Here is a 20,366-nt window from a genome sequence, read left to right as displayed (position 1 = left end):
TTCATACGATAGGAAGTATACAAAAACTGTACCCATTTTGCACGATTTTTTTATTTATTTACCTCGATGTGTGAGTTTTAGGTGAGTTTTGTCCGATAAACTGATTAGAGAGTATTTCGATTATTTGAAAGGAGGGATCCTATGTGGTCTCCTTGTACCGCCTGCTCCACGACCATCCCATTTTTTGAACGGGGCCTCGTCGTCGTCAATGACAAGCCCCACCCGTACGACTCGTTTGACGAATTGACGGAACACCTCGCCGCCGTCGAGGAAGACGTATACTGTGTCGACCCGGGCACAAAACGCCAGACTGCCGTCGTCTCGGCGAGCGACCTGCTCGAACAAATCGCCAACCGCGACACGATCGAATTGATTCAACACGGTGACTTCGAGAGCCACTTGCAACCGATCATCCATCTCGACACCGGAGAACGGTTCGGCTACGAGGCTCTTCTCAGAAGCCAGAACAACGTCTCACCGGGCGAACTGTTCCGGGCCGCGAACCGATTTGGGCTTCACTCGAAGCTAGATCAACGTGCTCGCGCCGAAGCGATCAAAGCGACGTATCACGCCGTCGAGCCGCACGAGAAGACGTTCATCAACTTCTTGCCCTCGACGATTTACAACCCGGATTACTGCCTTCAGCACACGTTCGAGATTATCGACCGGTACGGACTCAGTCCCGATCGTTTCATCTTCGAGGTCGTTGAGACGGAGAAAGTCCAAGACGTCGCCCATTTGCAACATGTGTTCTCTACATATAAGAAGCGTGGTATGAAAGTCGCCCTTGATGATGTCGGGGCTGGCTTCTCGACGCTCGATATGTTGAAGCGACTTGAGCCCGACTATGTCAAAATCGACCGGTCGTACATCTCCTTCTGCGACCAAGACGCCGAGAAACGAGCGTTCTTGAAAAACGTACGTCAATTGACGCGCTCAATGGGCATCACCATCCTCGCCGAGGGCATCGAACGCCCCGAAGAAGTCGACGTCTGTCGCGAACTCGGGTTCGACCTCGCCCAAGGCTATTACTTCGGTAAACCGTCTCCTTATGCGCTTTGACGCAATGAAGGCCTAGAGCACCCGCTCTAGGCCGTTTTTTAATCCTCGTCTTCCTCTTCGTCCATGTCTTCTTGCATCTCTGTATCTTCGTTGTTCATCGGTTCTTCCTCAGCTCCCCCGCAAGCCCCGAGGATGATGCCCGTCGCCAACAGCGACGCGGCCAATGTACCTTTCTTTTTCATCATGAACACCCCTTTTTACGTTGTGTCGTACAGTACGGTTAATTCCCTCGCGCTTCATACTGAAACGTTTTTTTAGGTTAAGAACGTGTAAACGGTGGAATGAATCTAGTGATGACAACTGAACAGAAAGAAGGTGTACTTGTTGAAACGACGCGTCTGGCAACTCCTCATCATGATTGTACTCGGCATCTTCCTTCTTGGTTTGCTTTACTCGATTGATGGGCTCATCCCGTTCCTAGTTGGTGCCGCCATTCTCATTCCGCTCATCGTCGGCTGGCATATCTTATTTGACCATGTCCAACCGCAGGCCAAGCTCGCCTGGCTGCTCGCCGTCTTGTTCATTCCGTTCCTCGGTGCCCTCGCCTGGGTACTGTTCGGCCGAACACCTCGACGACACCGACGCATCAAACGGACCTCGACCGAGATTCGGATGTTCCGGCAAGCAATCGAGGCCGAACGGATCGAGACGGCAAACGACGTGTCGGATCGCTTTCCTCTCACGCGCACACTCGAGAAGCTCGGCGCGACCGGTGCGGATGGTCACACGTCGACGAAACTGCTCGTCAATGGCGAGGAAAAATTCGATGCGGTGATTAAAGATATCGAGCAAGCGACCCATCATATCCACGTCCAGTATTATCTATTCCGGACCGATGAAATCTCGCTCAAGATTCGTGACGCTCTCATTAAACGATCCAACGAGAATGTCACCGTCCGCTTTTTGTATGACGGCCTCGGCAGTCAAGAGATTAGCGAAGCGTTTCTCGAACCGCTCCGCGAGTCCCGTGTCCACGTCGAAGCGTTCGACCCGGTCGTCCACCCGCTCCTCGTCTTTAACGCCAACTTCCGCAATCATCAAAAGTTGATCGTCATCGATGGGCGAATCGCTTATACCGGCGGACTGAACGTCGGGGATGAATATCTCGGGAAACATAAAAAACTTGGATTTTGGCGTGATACCCATCTGCGCCTCGAAGGACCGCTCGTCCGGGAACTCCAGCGTTTGTTCGTCGAGAATTGGCTGTATGCCGGTCATGAAGACGATACAGAACGCTGGGACTTGTTCGCCGACAGCAAACATTTACCGGAGTATTTCATCGATGACCCGCAACCGGACAACGGGGCGACACAGCTACTCGTCACGTCTCCTGGAAAAGATGTCACGATCCGAGACGGGCTCATTACGCTTTTGATGGAGGCGAAGGAGTCGATTTGGATCACGACGCCATATTTGATTCCGCCTCCCGAATTGCTCGCGCTGTTAGAAGTCGCCGGCCGGCGTGGCATCGATGTGCGAATCGTTGTCCCCGGAAAAGGAGACGAATGGTTCAGCTTCCACGCGACCGAATATTATTTCGAACAACTGCTTAAACGGAACATTCGGATTTATAAATACAATCGCCATTTCATCCATGCAAAAACCGTCCTCATCGATGGCAAGATTGCACTCGTCGGGACGGCTAACTTTGATTTTAGGAGCATGTATTTGAACCATGAGATGACAATCGCCCAGTATGAGACGTCATCCATCCAACAGCTGCAAGAAGCGTTCTTGAAAGACTTTGATGAGTCGATTCTCATCGACTGGTCAATGCTTCGCAAGAAATCGAGCGGCAAACGTTTCATCGAAGCGTTCTGTCATATCTTCTCGCCACTCCTTTGAGACAAGCGCCAAACCGCATACAGGATAAGGAGAACCGCAATGAGACCGAGTTGCCAGCCCGCGGCCACGTGTAAGACCGCCGCGACCGCGAGCGCCTCGATCAACAATGCCGGCACTTTCCCAATCGTGCTCGCTACGGCGAAGGATGGGAGCGACATCCGGCTGAATGCGGCCGACAGCGTGACGAGTCCGGACGGGACGAACGGCATCAGCCTCAGCCCGAGGACAAGAAACCATGCCTCAACGCCATCTGCTTCGCGGAGCCGTTTCAAACGCTGCCCATCCGGTGACGTGAACCGGTGGAGCGCTTTGCGATAAAGAATAAAACTGAGCACAGCACCCACTGTCTCGCCGATGATGGAGACGGCGACGCCCGGTCCAAATCCTAGCAGTTGCACGTTCAACGCCGTCAAAAATGCGCTCGGTAATATACCGGCGACGGCGATGAGTATATTCAATAAAAGGCTGACGACAATGAACAAAGGGACCGGTAACACTTCCCATTCCATACAATTCCCTCACTTCAAGTGAAAAGGCTGGCCCGTCAATGACGGGTCAGCCTTCTGTTTATTTTGCTTCGACTTCATCCCACGCGTCTTCGTCGACAGGTGGAAGGTGTTTCTCTTCAAGTTTCGAGACAACGACCGCGCATGTCGCGTCGCCGGTAATGTTGACCGACGTCCGGAGCATGTCGAGAATACGGTCGACACCGATGATCAGGGCGATCCCTTCGACCGGTAAGTTGACCGACTGCAAGACGAGCGCGAGCATGATGAGCCCGACACCAGGTACACCCGCCGTCCCGATCGAGGCGAGTACCGCTGTGATGACGACCGTCACGAGTTCGGTCATCGTCAAATCAGCCGCGAACACTTGGGCGATGAAAATCGTCGCGACCCCTTGCATGATCGCCGTTCCGTCCATGTTCACCGTCGCGCCGAGCGGCTGAACGAATGAGGAGATGGAACGCGGCACGCCGAGTTTCGTCTGGGCGAGTTCCATCGATACAGGGAGTGTCGCGTTCGAAGACGACGTCGAAAACGCGAGCGTGATCGCTTCGTAGAAGTTTTTAAAGAAGAAGACCGGACTCATCTTCCCGAGCAGGATGAGCGCCCCGCCGTAGACGAGTACCGAGTGTAAAAATAGCGTCAAGACGACCGCGAACATATACCACGCCATCGCTTTGACAGCATCGAAACCGATACCTCCGATGGCCGAGGCGATCAAAGCGAACGCGCCGTATGGGGCGAGCTTCATGACCAAGTGAATCAAGTGCATCATGATGCGGTCGCCTTGTTTGACGAAACGGCGCCACGTTTTGGCCCGTTCGCCGAGTGCGATCATCGCAAATCCGATGAGAGCCGCAAAGACGATGATTTGAAGCATGTTGCCTTCAGCGAGCGCTTGAATCGGGTTTGTCGGAATCATGTTGACGAATGTCTGCACGATGTTTGACGACTCTTCAGCCGCACCCGATTCGAATTCAAGGTTTGCCGTTTGGAAGTCACCACGCTCTCCCGGTTTGATGACCGAAGCGACACCCATCGCCAAGATGATGGCGAGCGCCGTCGTCGTCAAGAAGAAGAGGAGCGCCTTCGATCCGACCCGCCCGAGCTCTTTCGGGTCCCCGAGACCCATGACGCCGAGAATGATCGAGAAGAAGACGATCGGAACGACCAGCATTTTAATCAAGTTCAAAAATACAGTACCGACTGGGGAAAGGATATACGTATTGACGATGTCATATACGTTACCGGACAGACCGGCGAGCCCTAGCCCGACAAGGACCCCTAAGGCGAGGCCAATTAAAATTTTCTTCGTTTCACTCATCGTGTCACCCTTTCTTTTTTGCACAGTGCGTTTAGTATAGCATAATGCTGAATATTCATACAATTACGGTAAAATCACAACATCATAACAAATTCATGTTCCCATCTTCACTTGAACGAAAACAAAAAAGATTGGAGACCAAAACGGTCCAATCTTTTCACTCGGCATCGAGACGCGCAAGTTCGGTTTGAAGTTCGGTCGATTGCTCCCAAATCTCAGGACGATGTTCTTTCAAAAACGCGGCTAGCACGCTGCGTGACGGTGCGTCCATCATATCGATGAGAATACGGCCTTTGAGCGATTTGTCCATCTGGTTGACGTGGTACGGCAACAGCTTGTATCCGCGCCGTGCCTCAAGGTCGACCGACATGTCACAGGCCGCGACACCGCCATAATAGAACCCTTCCGGCTTTCGACCGACCGTGACCCAGACGATCCAGTACGGTTTGCCGTTCGGCACCGCTTCCGGATCCGTCAAAAACTTGATGCGTTTCTCGATCGCCGATTTAGCATGCATGGCCCCCATATCGATGACCGCGGTCCCCGCCTCGACATCGATGATGACGGGAGACATATTGTTCAAACTGAGCGAACCGACCCCAAAACCGCCGTGGCCATCGGTCGAATCGTCAGCGACGATGTTAAAATTAATCTCTTTCATAGACTTCCCTCCCTCTCTACTGTACACAAAGACGAGGGAATGTGGCAATCCGGAACGTCAGCACCATTCAATCCGAAACGTCGTACCCGGTCCGATGGCACGGATGAGCGGCCGGTCTGCCTCGATGACCCGGCCGAGAACGTTGACTCGTGCATCAGGCGGAAGATCCCGTTTCGTCACTTGCATCTCGCCGGCATAGCGCCCGTAATCCGCATTATCGACCGTGATCGTCCCAAGCGGACGCGGTCTCGCATCCATCGGTTCAAGCAAGCGGTCCCCAGGTCGGCCGTAAGCCCGAGACTCGACCGAACGGACGACGTCACGCGCCGGGTCCATCCGGTTCGTCTGGACGCGATAGAAAGCAGCCTCAATCGTCGTCTCTGCTTCGGCCCGGAGGACGAGCATCCCGTCGGCGTTTGAAGCGAACTGTTCAATCGTCTCGTCAGCAAGTCCCGGATCACCGATTAAAATGCGATCGACCGAATCGGCGAGGTCCAAGTAACAAGCAAACGTCGATAACGTTCGATGGTCCTCGAGCGTCGGCAACCGTTCAAACAGCGGTCCGCGGAGTGACCCATCTCCCGGGATGAACGCTTGAACGCTCAATCCTTGGCGTTTCAACCAATCGTTCTTGGCATCGAACCAGTTTCGATCAAGCCCCGTCTCTGGGCGCGGATAGAAGTTGTGCCATGCCTCGACGTTGTCCGTCACGAGACCGTACCGCCTCATATCCGCGAGCTCACTTTCTGTGAGCGTGCTCGCGTTCAAGGCGACCGTCATCCGCGTCGACAAGTCGGCGACTTGTTTCGGGGTCACGCCGTAATCGACACGCAGTCCGGTCACACCCCACTCGACGAGCGTGTGGGCATCATCCCACGTTTTGCCGAGCGCAGCAAGCGACGTTGGCGCGATATCGGCGAACAGCTCCATGTCGAGTTCACGTGCGAGCATGCCGAGCTGTCGCAATCGTTCCGTATAAACGGATGGATCGTCCTCTGGAATATGTAGGGACGTGAACATCGACGTAAAGCCAATCTCACGCATGCGTCCGACCCATGCCTTGAAGTTTGACGTGAACGGTTCGCTCAAATATACCGATAATCCTTTCATCAGAAAACCTCCTCATTAAATGAAAAGGCGACTCCAAAGAGCCGCCTCGGTTGTTAAATTCCGTCCGCCATCTCTTCTTTGAATCCGAAGAAATATGTGAAGACAAAGCCTGCCGTGTACGAAATGACAAGACCTGCGATGTACGTCAAGTACATGCCGTTGTCGATGAGCGGTGTGAGCGAGAGACCCGAGACCCCAATCCCGAGTGCTGCCGTCTTCATCGTCGCTTGGAAGGCGCCGCCGACCGCTGCTCCCATACAAGCCGTCAAGAACGGACGGCCCAGCGGAAGCGTGACCCCGTAGAGGAGCGGCTCACCGATGCCAAGGAATCCGACCGGGATCGCCCCTTTGATGATGTTACGGAGACGTTGGTTGCGCGTCTTCACAAAGATGGCAAGTGCTGCCCCGACTTGTCCGGCCCCGGCCATTGCCAAGATCGGCAAGAGTGCCGTGTTACCGACCGTGTTGAGCAACTCCAAGTGAATCGGTGTGAGTCCGTGGTGCAATCCGACCATGACGAGCGGCAAGAAGAAGCCAGCAAGAACAGCCCCTGCGACCGGTCCACCGACTTCGAGCACAGCGTTAAGACCTTGCATGATACCGTCCGACAACACGCCTGCGACCGGCATGATCGCATAGAGCGCCGTGAAACCGACGACAAGTACCGTGAGAAGCGGTGTGAAAATGATATCAACCGCTGTCGGCATGAAGCGACGGACATGTTTCTCGATGTACGTCATGAGCCAAGCGGCAAAGATGACCCCGAACAGTCCACCCCGCCCGACGACGAGCGGTTCCCCATAAATGGTGATGTCCGCGAGCACCGGGTTGAAGAGGATCCCCCCGGCGATGGCACCGAGTACCGGCGTCCCGCCGAACTCTTTTGCCGTATTCCAACCGACGAGAATGGCGAGGTAGGCGAATACCGTGCTACCGAGCAACAAGAGGATTTGCATCCACGTTTCCGTCGGGTCGACCCCGGCGTTCTTCGCGAAGTTGGCTCCTCCGTTAATGATACCTGAAGCGACAAGTCCTGGAATGAGCGGAATGAAAATATTCCCTAAGCGACGCAAGAAGCGCTTGAACGGCGACTTCTGTTTGTCTTTCACTTTTTGACGTTCGATGGCGGCCCGTTCATCCGGAGTCAAGTTCGCGTCGACCGATTCTTCTCCGATGGCGAGCCCCGTCTCACGGCTGAGATGATCCGCCACACGGTTGACCGTCCCCGGGCCAACGACGATTTGCAACGTCTCATCATCGATGACACCCATGACACCATCGATTTGTTTCAAGGCGGCAAGATCCGCTTTCGTCGGATCTTTGAGCGCCAAACGCACACGTGTCATACAGTGCGCGAGTTGACGAATGTTGTCTTTCCCCCCGACATGCTCGAGTATCGCATGCGCAAGAACCTCTTCTTTCTTCATCTCGAATCCCCCTTATAATGCGTCACGGACGAATCCGTTCGCACGCTCTAATCGCTCGACTGCCTCCGCATGCGGGACATCGGCTAAAATCATGACGATCGCCGTCTTGACGTGCCCACCGGATGAATCAAAATAACGCGCGGCCGTCTGTTCGTCGACCCCTGTCGCTTCCGCAATCATCCGTTTGGCCCGCACTTCCAACTTCTCGTTCGTCGGCTGCACGTCGACCATCAGGTTTTGATACACTTTCCCTACCCCAATCATCGACGCCGTCGAAATCATGTTGAGGACGAGTTTTTGCGCCGTCCCTGCTTTCAAACGGGTCGAACCGGTCAACACTTCCGGTCCCGTCTCGACCTCGATTTTATACTCGGCGTGGTCGCTGATTTTTGATCCTTTGTTACATGATAACGCAGCTGTCGTCGCCCCGACTTCACGGGCGTAATCGAGCCCGCCGATGACGTACGGTGTCCGGCCGCTCGCGGCGATTCCGACGACCGTGTCCTTCTCGCCCAAGTGAAGCGCTTTCAAATCATTGACTGCCAAATCCTTGCTGTCTTCTGCTCCCTCGACGGCTTTGATGAGCGCACGCTCGCCTCCGGCGATGAGTCCGACGACCATGTCCGGTGATACGCCGAACGTCGGCACACATTCTGCCGCATCCAAGATACCGAGCCGTCCGCTCGTCCCTGCGCCGATATAAATCAAACGCCCGCCTTGTTTGAAGGATGCGATGGCACGCTTCGTCACTTCGGCAATGACCGATAGCTCTTCTTTAATGACGTGGGGGACCGATTGATCTTCCTCGTTCATCACGGCGAGGAACTCCTCAACCGCCATCTCGTCCAAGTGCATCGTTCGTTCATTCCGTCTTTCAGTAGCCAGTTTGTCTAACATCGCCACCATCCTTTCTTCTCTCTGATTTCATTGTACTAACTTGAAATTAAAAGTCAAACTTATTTAAAAAAATAAGGAAATAAAATTTCATAAAAGGAATGAGGATGCCGCCCAGTCCATAGAAAAAGCCCAGCCCATAGCGGACCGAGCCCTTCATTCGACCAGTTTCTTCATCACGTGGACTTGGTCGCCCCGTGCCGTGACGGAATCTTTTTCGTACACATAACCTTGTCGTTCCCAAAAGTGATGTGCCCGTTCATTGTGCGGCAAGACACCGAGCCGAAACACCGTCTGGAAAGGGCGCATATATTCCTGTTCAAGTTGCTCATACAGCCGTTGCGCGACGCCGGTACCATGAAATCGCTCGTCGACGACGAACAGGCCGAGCCAGAGCGATCCGTCGACTGGATGTTCTTTCAACAAATCAGCGACCGCGATGACGTCCCCTTCTTCAAAGACGAGGCTGACGGTCCCTTCGGCTTCAAAGTCGGTCAAATTCTCGTCCCGAAACGCTTCAGGCGTCTGTCCGTTCAAGCTCGCGAACGCCGACTGCCGCAACAAGAACGCCGCGACCTTGTCGCGCCACGTCGCATCATAAACGTGAATCATCGGCGCAACTTCACCATCTCGTCACGCGCCTCGGCGTAACGGTCAATCAAACTTTCGCCTTTCCGGTGCAACAGACCCATATAGAGCGTATCGATGATCGTCAACTGGGTCATCCGTGAAGCAATGCTCGCGATCCGGAAATCACGTTCGACGCTCGGCGTGCAAAGACGGACGTCCGCCTCCCGATAGAGCGGAGATTTATCGAGGTCCGTGATGGCGACGACCGGCACCCCTTTCTTCTTGGCGAAGCGGACGAGTTCGAGCACGTCTTTCGTCCGACCCGACGTGCTGATGGCGACGAAGACGTCGTTCGGTCCGAGATGCGGGATGAGTGACAACATGTAATGGAAGTCTTGCGACGTCTGGGCCGCATAGCCGAGTTTCGTGAATTTGTACTGGGCGTCGTACGCCGCCGTCGACGAACCGCCGACCCCATAAAACACGACCCGGTTCGCTCGGGCGAACGTATCGATCGCATGCTCGAGCTCGCGTTTGTCCATCGCCTCGGCGCACGCCTCAATCGCCATCTTGTTCACATGGATGACTTTTTGAAACGAATCGTACGGTGTATCTTTCTGCTGTAACACGTTGAAGTCAGTGAGCGTCGTCTCGGTGATGGCCAAGTCTTTGACGAGGGCGAGCTTGAACGCCTTGAAGCTGTCGATGCCGACGACGCGGGCGAACCGGACGATACTCGCCTCTGACACATCCGTCTTTTGAGCAAGTTCTTTCGTCGTCATGTTCGGAACGAGCGTCGAGTGGGTCAAAATATAGTCTGCGATTTTCTTCTCGACAGACGTCATCTCACTTTTAGCGAGTTCGATTTTTTTGAGTAAGGATTCCATCGGGTCATCCCCTTCCTACTTCTAGTTTCTGTTTCCATGATAGCGGATTCTTTCTGCACAAGCCAACTTGGATATGAAAAAGGCCAAGCCGAAGCTTGACCTGATCGTTATAAGTTTTTGGCATTGAACGTATCGCCGCCTTGAATCGTCCCGTTTTGGAACCCTTTGTCGAACCAGCGTTTCCGCTGTTCGGACGTCCCATGGGTGAACGAGTCTGGCGTCACATAGCCGCGTGCCTGTTTTTGAAGCGTGTCATCCCCAATTTGATGCGCCGCGTTCATCGCCTCTTCGACATCCCCGGCCTCGAGGTAGCCCATGCCTTGGGCGTGGTGGGCCCAGACACCCGCATAATAATCGGCCTGAAGCTCGAAGCGGACCAAATATTTATTGAACTCGGTCTCACTCATCTCGTTACGGAGCGGCATGATCTCATCGGTCGTGCCGAGCAACGTCTGGACGTGGTGGCCGACTTCGTGGGCGACGACATACGCCATCGCGAAGTCACCCGGTGCGTTGAAACGTTGACTGAGTTCATCATAGAAACTTAAATCGATGTATAGTTTTTGGTCACCGGGACAGTAGAACGGTCCGACAGCTGATCCTGCGATACCGCAGGCAGATTCAACCTGGTCTTTATACAAGACGAGCGTCGGTTCCCGATACGTCAATCCGTTCTCTGCGAATATATCGGTCCATACTTCCTCGGTATCCCTTAGCACGACCGACACGAAGTCCGCCATCTCTTCTTCCCGTGCCGACCCTTGATACGTCTCGGACGACTGTGGTTCGCCGATCCCGATGTTGTTGACAATGTCTGCCGGATTGCCCCCGTTCAGCAACGTGAAGACGATGACCAAGATGAGACCGAAGCCTCCGCCAATCCCGGCAATCCCTTTCCCTCCGACACGTTGTCCCCGTCGATCTTCGACGTTACGACTTGCTTGTCTACCCTTCCATTTCATCCGCCTGTTCCTCCTACGTCTAGTCTGTCTTGTTCCTTACCCCGTTTTCACATATTTCGCACCTGCATTTTTTCTTTGTACCGTCCGCTCAATCGATTTTCTGCTTTCCACCCGCCCCACCTTTCACTAGAATGAAAGGGAACGAACTAAAAGGAGGAAATGTTATGCCATACGTAACTGTTAAAATGCTCCCAGGCCGCACGGTCGAACAAAAACGTGCCTTGATTGAAAAAGTGACGGACGCCGTCTCGGAGACGACGAACGCCCCGAAAGAAAACATCACCGTCTTCATCGAAGAAATGGACGCGACGCACTACGGTCAAGCTGGCGTTATGCACGCGGACAAGAAGTAATGAGGTAAAAAGAATGCCATGTCCCTGTTGTGGACATGGCATTCTTTTTACCTCAAAACGGCATTTTATTAGAAATAGTTTTTATAATCAAATCTTCTACGATTGTTTCGACTTTAGTGATTTCTAAAAAGCCGCTCTCATCAATCCGTGGAACCGCATTAGTCTCAAGGAATCTCCAATCATATTGAATCGTTTCTAAATCATTCGCATTGGCAATTTCTTTAGACGTTGCTCTCATTAAAATACGGAATTTATATGGCCAGAGCCCAGTTTTGTGTTTTTGCATGACAAAGTGCTCATTTTGTTGAACATTACTCCAAAAATTCAATCCGCCCATTGTTGAAACAGGTTTTCTAAATGGCATAAAAAATCCTCCCATAATGTCTAATGTACAATCATTATACAAATATAGATGTTAAAAGTGTTTGGATTTTTATTTTTTTGGTTTATATTTTCAATTACATAATAAATGTTGGATGTATTTTTACAAATGTGGTCAGTCTTCCAGATTCACTTCAAACCGCTCGCTCGGGACGGTCGGTTTAATGAGATGACGCGTCGCCCGCCAAATGTGATAGCCAATCCGATCGAGCCAGAGGAGAGCTTGCACCTTTTGAATCGTTTGGTCCATCTCAAGCTGATTGGCCGCCGTCTCCTCGAGCAGTTCGGCCCGGTGTGCTTTTCGATATTCGGCGAGCTGTTTCGAGGCCGTCTTCCACTGCCGAGACTCTTCCGGGGGCGTGTGATGGTTGAGCGTCTCCAACATGTCGAGTTCATGCAAGACGAGCTGGCGCGCGACCAGGAAGTCTGTATCCCGAAGGGCGTCGACCGGGTCGACTTCACGCATGACGAACAGCCACCGCTCCAAGTGATCGATCGTGTGAAGCAGCGACAAGTGTTGCCCATAGTCGTTGCGGCCCCGCCCTTCCTCCAATTGAATCGTGCTCAAAAAGACACGCACGTCCCCGAGCGTCTTCTCCACGAGTTGGAGCTCGTCGTCGCGCTTTCGTCCTTCCGCTAGCAACAGTTTCGTCTCTTTGGCGAGATAACGCTCGATTTCAATCAACGAACGTCGGGCCGCTTCGAGCGCGACCGTCGGGATGCGGGCCATGTTCGGGTTCAAGAACCGGGTCAGCTTCTCCGCCCGGCTCGGGACCCACTTCAGCAACCGACGGCTGAACGCCTCGTGGAACGGCAAAAACGTGAACACACCGAGCAGGTGGAACGACGTGTGGAACAAGGCGAGCCGCAACAGTTCATTCCAATTGAGACGGTCGGCCACACCGTTGACGACGCCGAACAAGAGCGGAAAGGTTAGCCAGCCGATAAGTAAAATCGAGCCGTGGACGAGCACGTGCGCCAAGACGATGCGGCGGGCCGACTTCCAGCCTCCGATCGACCCGAGCGCGACGACGAGACTTGTACCGGCACTTTGCCCTAAGACGAGCAGACACGCTTGGGCAAGGGTGACCGTATCAGTCGCGAGCGCCGTCATCGTCAAGACGAGACCGATGCTTGAAGACTGCAATAAAACAGTCATCAACAGGCCCGTACCGAGAAGCGCAAGTTGGTGGAGCGGTGTGTCCGCTTCCCAACTGGCGAACGAGAACGTGACAACTTCCCGCATCGCCTCTTGGAGCGTTCCGATGCCGACAAAAATGAGGCCAAGTCCGACCATGAGCATGCCGATGCGTTTGACGCGCCGCCCAATCAAGCGCAGCGCCATGCCGACCCCGATGAGCGGGAGCAACAGCTCGCGGATATCGACGTTATAACCTAAGAGCGCCACGATCCATCCGGTCGTCGCGCTACCCGCGTTCGCTCCGATGACGAGTGTGAGCGCTTGGGTGAACGTCAGCAGGCCGGCACTGACAAAACTGATTGTCATGAGCGTCGTCACGGTCGAGGACTGAAACAACGTCGTCATCGTCGCTCCGAGAAAGGCACCCGAAACAGGTCCTTCAGCCAAGCGATTCAATCGTTGCCGGAGCCGCTCCCCGGCCATGTTTTTCAACGTATCCGTCAACAGCATCATCCCGAGCAAGAAAATCCCGACCCCGCCGACCAATGTGCCAATCCCCATGGTGTCACTTCCTTTTCAACGATTCACTCTCCCCGTAACGTTGACAACATCCATGTTTTTTCTGACGCGTAATCTTTCAAATTGAGGAGCACGTCCTCAGGATAATAGATTTTCTCATCTGACTGGCGCGAGTTCAAAATCGATTGGACGAGCATCGACACTTCCGAAATTTCCCGGCGGTCGCCTTCATTCATCTTGAGATAGATGCCTTCGTATGTCCCGTGCCCTTTATACAAGTCGTACGGCAGTTGACTGAGCTGGTCCTCGAGTAAGTAGTAGCGGGTCGGCAACCCGATTGACTCCATCGTCGAACGCAAGCGGTCCATGTAGCGGACGCGGTTCGCTTCCGGGAAATTCTTATACTTCAACAGGCGGCGGTTGACGAACCGGCTCGCGAGATCGGCCAAAATCGGGTCCGCCTCGTCCATCCATTCTTGGAAATAGAAATAGACGATTGTCTCATCAAGCTTCAAGTAATGCTCGAGCGTCATGTCTTCATGGTTAAAAATCGGCAAGAAATGCTTCGGCGTCATCTCGAAGGCGTAGCCTGACTCGTACAGCTCTTGCGCCCGCTCGAGCACGGCTTTGAGCAATAAATCGCTCGATCGCGTCGCCGGATGCAAGTAGACTTGCCAATACATTTGATAGCGGCGCATGATATAGTCCTCAATCGTATGCATCCCCGACTGTTTGACGACGACTTGATCTTCATCGGGACGCAGCACTCGCAACATCCGCTCAAGATCGAACTTCCCATAACTGACACCGGCGAAATGGGCGTCGCGGAGCAGATAGTCCATCCGGTCGACATCGAGCTGCGAGCTCAGTATATTGACGAGCAAGCGGTTCGGGTGCGTCTTATTGATGATGGCCGCTACTTCTTCCGGGAAACCAACGCCCATCTCCGACAGCACTTTGTTCACTTCCGTGTCGCCGAGGATGATTCGTTCGGTCCATACCTCGTGGCGAACGGCGAAGACGTGCTCGAACGCGTGTGAGAACGGACCATGGCCGACATCGTGCAGGAGCGCCGCTGCGAGCAACAGCTCCCGGTTGCGGTCGTCCCACTCTGGATACTCGTGGAATTGGTCGATCAGCTGCCGCGCGATCTCATAGACGCCGAGCGAATGATGGAACCGGGTATGTTCGGCACCATGGAACGTCAAAAACGACGTCCCGAGCTGTTTGATGCGCCGCAAGCGCTGAAACTCTTTCGTGTTGATCAATTCCCAGACGAGATGATCATAGACATATATATAGCGGTGAACCGGATCTTTGAACACTTTCGACCCCGATAATTGACCTCGTGACGTGTACATGACGTTGCCCCCTACATTTCATTAATGATTGGATTCGACTTCTAGCGCGTGGTTCCTCCCATGCTATAATGGGGAGGAAATTATTTATTGAAAAGGAATTATGTATATGACCCATCCATTATTACGACAACCGACCTACCGTGTCATTGACCAGTCTTCGCTCGGTCCGGCGTTCCAAGCCGAGCAATCGTTCGCGACGGACGATACGCTCTGTGCGTCGACCGCGACGTCTGGTGCCGTCCTCAGGTCCTGGGTTCATCTAAACACGGTCGTGCTCGGGATTCAAGACGCCCGCCTGCCTCACTTGTCAGACGGCATCCGTTTTCTACATGAACACGGCTTCCGTCCCGTCGTCCGCAATTCAGGAGGACTGGCCGTCGTCTTAGACGCGGACGTGTTGAACTTATCTTTGATTTTACCCGAGAAAGACGGGATTCAAATCGATAGCGGCTACGAGGCGATGACGTCGCTCATCCAACTCATGTTTCAAGACGTGACGACAGACATTGTCGCTGGCGAAATCGTTGGGTCTTACTGCCCCGGCAGTTTCGACTTATCCATCGGCGGCAAGAAGTTCGCCGGCATCTCACAGCGCCGTGTCCGTGGCGGTGTCGCCGTCCAAATTTATTTGAGCGTCCGCAAGAGCGGGAGCGAACGCGCCGCCCTCATCCGTGATTTTTATGAGCGCGCCATCCAAGGCGAAGCGACAAAATTCACCTACCCGGCCATCGTCCCTGAGACGATGGCGTCACTCGAGGACTTGCTCGGTATCCCGCTCACCGTCGATGACGTGTTGCGCCGCGCCTACACCGTCCTTAGTGACGTGAGCCGGCTCATACCTGGCACTCTCGACGCGGACGAGCAGGCGACGCTCGTGACCCAGCTCGACCGGATGTGGAAGCGCAATGAACCGATTCGTGAGATTGAACAACAATTAATAGAGGAGTGACCGCATGTTTAAAATCATAACCGATACCGGCGCCGATTTGACCCAAGACCAGGTCGTCGAGTACGGTCTCGAAATGCTACCGCTCGGTGTCGTCATCGACAACGACGAATTTTTAGACGGTGAGACGATTCAACCGAAAGACGTGTACGACGCGATGCGTGCCGGGAAGACGCCGAAGACGTTCCAAATCGAGGCGGCCCGCCTCGAACAATGTTTCCGTCAACATCTCGAATCGGAAATCCCGTTCCTGTACCTCGCCTTCTCCGGTGAGCTTTCAGGCACCTATCAGACGGCCGTCATGGTCGGAAACCTACTTAAAGAAGAATACCCGAACAGCACGTTCCATATTCTCGATACGCGTGCCGCCTCCGTCGGCCAAGGATTGTTCGTCAAGACGGTCGCTGAATATGGCCAAGATCATACGTATGAAGAGACGGTCGCCTACGCGACGTCGCTCGTCGGCAAAATCCGGCATTTGTTCACGGTCGAATCGCTCGAGTATTTGATGCGCGGCGGCCGTGTCTCGAAAGCGAGCGCGTTCATCGGGGATTTGTTGACAATTTTACCGCTTTTGACAGTCGAAGACGGCAAACTCGTCCCAATCGAGAAGGTGCGCGGTCACAAGAAAGTGTTACGCCGCATCGTCGAGTGGATGACCGAGGCGAAACCGCTCGTCGAGGGTGGGCATATCTTCATCGGTCACGGGGACGACCCGGTCAAAGCCGATCAGTTCGAGGCGTTGTTACGGGAACATGTGAACCCGGCGAGCGTCACGAAGACGATCGTCGGTTCGGCCATCGGGGCGCACACAGGCCCAGGCCTTCTCGTCGTCGGCTATTTTGAGGCGTGAAGAAACGGCGCGTTTGGCTCACAATCGGATTATTCCTAATTATTGGAGCATATGCGTTGTTTCACATCGATGAAGCCAACAAACGACGGTTTCTTCAGAATTATTTGCAGCAACATCATGCACTTTCTGATTCGTCTTATTCATCGCATGCCAGTATCACTCAATTCGGTACCATGTTCCATGTCACGTTAGTTGATGAACCGGACATCATGTACGACTTTTTTGTCAAACGACGCGATGGTGTCATGCATGTCGTTTACAGTTTTAATTTGGAACAAGGACACGGTCTCCGTGACCGCGAGTTCGAAACCGTCAACTACGCCATCCTTGATACGTTATTCAAATGACAAACCGCGAGCACCCTCATGGGCGCTCGCGGTTTTTTGTTCATTTATTCCAGTTGCGGAATCCGTCACCGAATTCAAGGTGGAGATCGTCGCCGAACACGCCGTTCTCGAACGTGGGTACGTCGACTGGGAGTTTGCCCGTCGGTTTCACTTCACCGAAGATGGCACGAATGCCGGCCGGGAGGTTCGGTCCTGCCGATTTGGCATTGCCCGCCTCTGAATCCGGTCCGTTCGGGTCACCTTTGAAGCCGTAGATGATAAGCTGGGCCGGTGCATCTGGTTGAACCGCCACATCATACGGGTTACGCAGGCTGAGCAAGACTGACTTCTTGCCCGTCTCGTTCGCGTAACGGAACACTTCGGCCGGCACGTAGTTGTCCGCCGACGTCGATTTCAGCTTGGCGCTGTTGTTCACGTTCGAGCCGACGATGATATAGTCGGCCGCGTCGAGTTTTTCTTTCAATACCGGGTTTTGATCCAAGTGTTTCGTCGATGCCGTATAGTTCGCGGCGATGACGTTCACGTCTTTCATGTTGCCGGCATTTTTCTCGAGTGACTTGATCGTTTTGATCATGCTGTCCGTCTGGTCTTTCGCCGGCGACAAGACGAGGACCGTCTCACCTCTTTTCGGTTTGAACGGAAGCGTCTTGTCGTCGTTCTTCACGAGCGTGACCGCCGCCTCGGCGATTTCACGTTCTTTCGCTTTATGCTCGGCACTTCCGACGACCGCATTCGCCTCGGCGAGCTTCGCTTCGAGCGTCGTCGTGTCGACCGACTCGTCCCAAATACCACGTTTCGCTTTGAGCGTCAAAATGCGCTCGACCGCTGCATCGATCTTCTCTTCTGACAGGCGTCCGTCTTCGACGGCCGCGATGACGTCGTCAAAGATCGTCTCGAGCTTCACGACGTCCGCGTTCGACCGTAAAATCGTCGGCATGAGCGCGATATCCACGCCCGCCTCGAACGTCTTGATGACCGCTTCGGCTTCCGTGAAGTTATCGGCAATCGCTTGCATGTTCAAGGCGTCCGTGACGACGATTCCGTCATAGCCCATCTCTTCACGCAAGACGCCGGTGATGACATCGTCCGACAACGTCGCTGGTAGCGGGAACGTTCCGCGTGGCGAGTTCACGACCTCATCCTCAATTTGTGGCATGCCGATGTGCGCCGTCATAATCATGTCGATGCCTTCGGTGATGGCCCGTTTGAACGGTAACAGTTCGAGCCCACGCAAGTCTTCGAGCGATTTGTCGACGATCGGAAGTCCGTAATGCGAGTCGACCGCCGTGTCACCATGACCTGGGAAATGCTTCGCCGTCGCGGCGACACCCTGGTCTTGAATTCCTTGTGTCATCGCCGAGCCGAGCTCACCGACGAGTTCTGGGTCGCTCGAGAACGAGCGTACGCCGATGACCGGGTTGGCCGGGTTGTTGTTGACGTCTAGCACCGGACCGAAGTTGACGTTCACCCCGAGCGCGTTCAACTCCGAACCGATGATATTCCCCGCGTCGTATGCGTACTGGCTGCTCCGTGTCGCCCCGAGTGCCATGTTGCCTGGCAAGTTCGTGCCCGTTCCGAGACGTGTCACGATCCCACCCTCTTGGTCGATCGTGATGAAGAGCGGCACGTCGTTGCTTTCGTCTTGTTTGACGACTTCTTGGAGGTCGTGGACGAGTTTCGTCGTCTGTTCGGTCTCAGTCACGTTTTCCGCGAACAAGATGACACCCCCGAGATCAAACCGATCGACGACACGCGCCACGTCTGTTGCGAGCGCCGTATGGTTTGCCCCGTTCCATAATCGGAAGTCTGGCATGATCATTTGGCCGAGCTTTTGTTCAAGCGTCATCGAATCGAGCTTGGCGTCGACACGCTGCTCAATCGACGGGGCCGGCGTCTCCTCTGCCACGACCGCGTTCGCCATCGGGACCGATGAGACGAGTAGTGCTGTCGTTAGCCCCAGTGTCGCCGTCCAGTTCAGTGCTTTGTTCATGTTTTCCCCACTCCTTTTTGAAAGTTTCCCCGACCCCCAAACAAAAAGGCATGGAGGAAGAAGCGTTGCCTCACCAACGCTCGTTCACCCCATGCCTGATCGTATCAGTTACATATGGTCCTTATTCAGGTGGTCAACGTCAGTATAGCAATTCAAAAAATGGGAAACAACACTTCACATGAAAGCGTAACCATTTTGAAATATATGTTCTGTTTTGACACACAGCTGACCTGTATTGGCAAAGCCAATAATTTCGCTGGTTCGAATTCGTCCTCATCTTTGGTAAACTCATTCCGTTAGGGGTTAACTTTCACAAAGGGGGAAATCATCTTGGCACGAGGGGAAATCAAACGAAAGCCGGAATGGTTAAAGATTAAACTGAACACGAACGAGACATACACCGGTCTCAAAAAGATGATGCGCGAGAAAAATCTACATACGGTCTGTGAAGAGGCGAAATGTCCGAACATCCATGAATGTTGGGCCGTCCGCCGTACCGCGACGTTCATGATTCTCGGAAGTATCTGTACGCGGGCTTGCCGCTTCTGCGCCGTCACGACAGGCAAGCCGAACGAGCTCGACTGGGAAGAACCGAAACGCGTCGCCGAATCGGTCCGCCTCATGAACCTGAAGCACGTCGTCATCACGGCCGTCGCCCGCGACGACTTGAACGACTACGGAGCGACGGTATTCGCCGAGACAGTCCGCGCTGTCCGTAGCATGAATCCGGAGACGTCAATCGAAGTGCTCCCGTCCGATATGATGGGTGACTTCTCGGCGCTCCAGACGCTCATCGATGCCGGACCGGACATCATGAACCATAACTTGGAGACGGTCCGCCGTTTGACGCCGAGAGTCCGCGCCAAAGCGACGTACGACCGGACGCTCGAATTTTTGAAACGGTCGAAAGAGCTGAACCCGGACATCCCGACGAAGTCGTCGATCATGGTCGGACTCGGCGAGACACGCGAAGAGTTGATTGAGGCGATGGATGACCTGCGGGCCCACCACGTCGATATCCTCACGCTTGGCCAATACTTACAGCCGACGAAGAAGCACCTCGACGTCGAGCGCTATTACCATCCAGATGAGTTCGCCGAGTTGAAAGAGATCGCGTTGGCGAAAGGCTTCTCCCACTGTGAAGCCGGACCGCTCGTCCGTTCTTCATATCATGCGGACGAACAAGTCCACAAGGCGCGTCGTCATACGATGTTGCCAATCGACTAA

21 protein-coding genes are annotated in these 20,366 nt (G+C 54.0%); 7 read left to right on the top strand and 14 right to left on the bottom strand.

All coding sequences use genetic code 11. The features are described 5' to 3' along the window. Window positions 1–141 precede the first annotated feature (141 nt). Window positions 142–1,062 carry an EAL domain-containing protein gene (locus KNP60_RS01180; protein WP_251131287.1) on the top strand — a complete coding sequence of 307 codons (921 nt, stop codon included), beginning with the start codon at window positions 142–144 and terminating at the stop codon, window positions 1,060–1,062. A gap of 38 nt (window positions 1,063–1,100) precedes the next feature. On the opposite strand, the gene KNP60_RS01175 is transcribed toward KNP60_RS01180, so the two are convergent. Continuing rightward, window positions 1,101–1,244 carry a hypothetical protein gene (locus KNP60_RS01175; protein ID WP_161566909.1) on the bottom strand — a complete coding sequence of 48 codons (144 nt, stop codon included), beginning with the start codon at window positions 1,242–1,244 and terminating at the stop codon, window positions 1,101–1,103. Between the two features lie 133 nt (window positions 1,245–1,377). On the opposite strand from KNP60_RS01175, the gene cls reads away from it, so the two are divergent. Continuing rightward, window positions 1,378–2,907 carry a cardiolipin synthase gene (cls, locus tag KNP60_RS01170; protein WP_214796654.1) on the top strand — a complete coding sequence of 510 codons (1,530 nt, stop codon included), beginning with the start codon at window positions 1,378–1,380 and terminating at the stop codon, window positions 2,905–2,907. Here cls and KNP60_RS01165 read toward each other — a convergent pair. From KNP60_RS01165 to ypfJ, 9 genes are all read right to left on the bottom strand, one after another. Continuing rightward, on the bottom strand, window positions 2,883–3,416 hold the full coding sequence (locus tag KNP60_RS01165; protein ID WP_214796652.1) for a TVP38/TMEM64 family protein: 534 nt from the start codon (window positions 3,414–3,416) through the stop codon (window positions 2,883–2,885). The genes cls and KNP60_RS01165 overlap by 25 nt on opposite strands. Window positions 3,417–3,474: 58 nt before the next feature. After that, window positions 3,475–4,737: a dicarboxylate/amino acid:cation symporter gene (locus tag KNP60_RS01160; RefSeq protein ID WP_214796650.1), complete on the bottom strand. Its 1,263-nt coding sequence runs from the start codon at window positions 4,735–4,737 to the stop codon at window positions 3,475–3,477. A 157-nt stretch (window positions 4,738–4,894) separates the two neighbouring features. Next, window positions 4,895–5,398 carry a YwhD family protein gene (locus tag KNP60_RS01155; RefSeq protein WP_214753637.1) on the bottom strand — a complete coding sequence of 168 codons (504 nt, stop codon included), beginning with the start codon at window positions 5,396–5,398 and terminating at the stop codon, window positions 4,895–4,897. Between the two features lie 57 nt (window positions 5,399–5,455). Then, complete coding sequence (locus KNP60_RS01150) at window positions 5,456–6,508, bottom strand: DUF871 domain-containing protein (protein WP_214796648.1); 1,053 nt, start codon at window positions 6,506–6,508, stop codon at window positions 5,456–5,458. 53 nt (window positions 6,509–6,561) lie between these two features. Then, complete coding sequence (locus KNP60_RS01145) at window positions 6,562–7,935, bottom strand: PTS transporter subunit EIIC (RefSeq protein ID WP_034779348.1); 1,374 nt, start codon at window positions 7,933–7,935, stop codon at window positions 6,562–6,564. 12 nt (window positions 7,936–7,947) lie between these two features. Continuing rightward, on the bottom strand, window positions 7,948–8,841 hold the full coding sequence (gene murQ, locus KNP60_RS01140) for an N-acetylmuramic acid 6-phosphate etherase (protein ID WP_214796647.1): 894 nt from the start codon (window positions 8,839–8,841) through the stop codon (window positions 7,948–7,950). A gap of 144 nt (window positions 8,842–8,985) precedes the next feature. Then, entirely contained in the window at window positions 8,986–9,441 is a 456-nt protein-coding gene (locus KNP60_RS01135) for a GNAT family N-acetyltransferase (protein WP_214796645.1), read from the bottom strand. Next, a complete protein-coding gene (locus KNP60_RS01130; protein WP_034779356.1) occupies window positions 9,438–10,286 on the bottom strand; it encodes a MurR/RpiR family transcriptional regulator in 849 nt (282 codons plus the stop codon). The genes KNP60_RS01135 and KNP60_RS01130 overlap by 4 nt, the downstream gene beginning before the upstream one ends. A 107-nt stretch (window positions 10,287–10,393) precedes the next feature. Next, window positions 10,394–11,248 carry a KPN_02809 family neutral zinc metallopeptidase gene (gene ypfJ / locus KNP60_RS01125; RefSeq protein WP_034779359.1) on the bottom strand — a complete coding sequence of 285 codons (855 nt, stop codon included), beginning with the start codon at window positions 11,246–11,248 and terminating at the stop codon, window positions 10,394–10,396. A 164-nt stretch (window positions 11,249–11,412) separates the two neighbouring features. Here ypfJ and KNP60_RS01120 point away from each other — a divergent pair, with 164 nt between their 5' ends. Then, entirely contained in the window at window positions 11,413–11,601 is a 189-nt protein-coding gene (locus KNP60_RS01120; protein WP_012727443.1) for a 2-hydroxymuconate tautomerase, read from the top strand. Between the two features lie 52 nt (window positions 11,602–11,653). Here the strand turns inward: KNP60_RS01120 and KNP60_RS01115 are convergent, their stop codons facing one another. The 3 genes from KNP60_RS01115 to KNP60_RS01105 all read right to left on the bottom strand — a co-directional run bounded on the left by KNP60_RS01115 (window position 11,654) and on the right by KNP60_RS01105 (window position 15,003). Further along, complete coding sequence (locus KNP60_RS01115) at window positions 11,654–11,965, bottom strand: hypothetical protein (protein WP_214796643.1); 312 nt, start codon at window positions 11,963–11,965, stop codon at window positions 11,654–11,656. Between the two features lie 132 nt (window positions 11,966–12,097). Continuing rightward, the gene (locus KNP60_RS01110; RefSeq protein WP_214796641.1) at window positions 12,098–13,684 is read right to left on the bottom strand and encodes a Na/Pi cotransporter family protein; all 1,587 of its coding nucleotides are present in this window, start codon (window positions 13,682–13,684) and stop codon (window positions 12,098–12,100) included. Window positions 13,685–13,707: 23 nt separating this feature from the next. Then, entirely contained in the window at window positions 13,708–15,003 is a 1,296-nt protein-coding gene (locus KNP60_RS01105) for an HD domain-containing protein (protein ID WP_214796639.1), read from the bottom strand. A 100-nt stretch (window positions 15,004–15,103) separates the two neighbouring features. On the opposite strand from KNP60_RS01105, the gene KNP60_RS01100 reads away from it, so the two are divergent. From KNP60_RS01100 to KNP60_RS01090, 3 genes are read left to right on the top strand one after another with little or no spacing between them, the layout of a single operon-like run. Further along, the gene (locus KNP60_RS01100) at window positions 15,104–15,952 is read left to right on the top strand and encodes a lipoate--protein ligase family protein (protein ID WP_214796637.1); all 849 of its coding nucleotides are present in this window, start codon (window positions 15,104–15,106) and stop codon (window positions 15,950–15,952) included. Window positions 15,953–15,956: 4 nt separating this feature from the next. After that, on the top strand, window positions 15,957–16,802 hold the full coding sequence (locus tag KNP60_RS01095; protein WP_214796635.1) for a DegV family protein: 846 nt from the start codon (window positions 15,957–15,959) through the stop codon (window positions 16,800–16,802). 56 nt (window positions 16,803–16,858) lie between these two features. Next, window positions 16,859–17,149: a hypothetical protein gene (locus KNP60_RS01090; protein ID WP_214796633.1), complete on the top strand. Its 291-nt coding sequence runs from the start codon at window positions 16,859–16,861 to the stop codon at window positions 17,147–17,149. Between the two features lie 40 nt (window positions 17,150–17,189). On the opposite strand, the gene KNP60_RS01085 is transcribed toward KNP60_RS01090, so the two are convergent. Next, window positions 17,190–19,139: a glycoside hydrolase family 3 protein gene (locus KNP60_RS01085; protein WP_214796631.1), complete on the bottom strand. Its 1,950-nt coding sequence runs from the start codon at window positions 19,137–19,139 to the stop codon at window positions 17,190–17,192. Between the two features lie 327 nt (window positions 19,140–19,466). On the opposite strand from KNP60_RS01085, the gene lipA reads away from it, so the two are divergent. Then, a complete protein-coding gene (gene lipA / locus KNP60_RS01080; protein WP_332908964.1) occupies window positions 19,467–20,366 on the top strand; it encodes a lipoyl synthase in 900 nt (299 codons plus the stop codon).

This window comes from Exiguobacterium sp. s5 (assembly GCF_018618075.1).
Lineage (GTDB): Bacteria > Bacillota > Bacilli > Exiguobacteriales > Exiguobacteriaceae > Exiguobacterium > Exiguobacterium mexicanum_A.
This window is presented reverse-complemented; position numbering and strand designations above follow the sequence as displayed.

Bases quoted from the DNA above. Each gene is read 5' to 3' on its own strand.
- KNP60_RS01180 (WP_251131287.1), top strand. From the start codon at position 142: ATGTGGTCTCCTTGTACCGCCTGCTCCACGACCATCCCATTTTTTGAA.
- KNP60_RS01175 (WP_161566909.1), bottom strand. From the start codon at position 1,244: ATGAAAAAGAAAGGTACATTGGCCGCGTCGCTGTTGGCGACGGGCATC.
- KNP60_RS01165 (WP_214796652.1), bottom strand. From the start codon at position 3,416: ATGGAATGGGAAGTGTTACCGGTCCCTTTGTTCATTGTCGTCAGCCTT.
- KNP60_RS01160 (WP_214796650.1), bottom strand. From the start codon at position 4,737: ATGAGTGAAACGAAGAAAATTTTAATTGGCCTCGCCTTAGGGGTCCTT.
- KNP60_RS01155 (WP_214753637.1), bottom strand. From the start codon at position 5,398: ATGAAAGAGATTAATTTTAACATCGTCGCTGACGATTCGACCGATGGC.
- KNP60_RS01150 (WP_214796648.1), bottom strand. From the start codon at position 6,508: ATGAAAGGATTATCGGTATATTTGAGCGAACCGTTCACGTCAAACTTC.
- KNP60_RS01145 (WP_034779348.1), bottom strand. From the start codon at position 7,935: ATGAAGAAAGAAGAGGTTCTTGCGCATGCGATACTCGAGCATGTCGGG.
- murQ (WP_214796647.1), bottom strand. From the start codon at position 8,841: ATGGTGGCGATGTTAGACAAACTGGCTACTGAAAGACGGAATGAACGA.
- KNP60_RS01135 (WP_214796645.1), bottom strand. From the start codon at position 9,441: ATGATTCACGTTTATGATGCGACGTGGCGCGACAAGGTCGCGGCGTTC.
- KNP60_RS01130 (WP_034779356.1), bottom strand. From the start codon at position 10,286: ATGGAATCCTTACTCAAAAAAATCGAACTCGCTAAAAGTGAGATGACG.
- ypfJ (WP_034779359.1), bottom strand. From the start codon at position 11,248: ATGAAATGGAAGGGTAGACAAGCAAGTCGTAACGTCGAAGATCGACGG.
- KNP60_RS01120 (WP_012727443.1), top strand. From the start codon at position 11,413: ATGCCATACGTAACTGTTAAAATGCTCCCAGGCCGCACGGTCGAACAA.
- KNP60_RS01115 (WP_214796643.1), bottom strand. From the start codon at position 11,965: ATGCCATTTAGAAAACCTGTTTCAACAATGGGCGGATTGAATTTTTGG.
- KNP60_RS01110 (WP_214796641.1), bottom strand. From the start codon at position 13,684: ATGGGGATTGGCACATTGGTCGGCGGGGTCGGGATTTTCTTGCTCGGG.
- KNP60_RS01105 (WP_214796639.1), bottom strand. From the start codon at position 15,003: ATGTACACGTCACGAGGTCAATTATCGGGGTCGAAAGTGTTCAAAGAT.
- KNP60_RS01100 (WP_214796637.1), top strand. From the start codon at position 15,104: ATGTATATGACCCATCCATTATTACGACAACCGACCTACCGTGTCATT.
- KNP60_RS01095 (WP_214796635.1), top strand. From the start codon at position 15,957: ATGTTTAAAATCATAACCGATACCGGCGCCGATTTGACCCAAGACCAG.
- KNP60_RS01085 (WP_214796631.1), bottom strand. From the start codon at position 19,139: ATGAACAAAGCACTGAACTGGACGGCGACACTGGGGCTAACGACAGCA.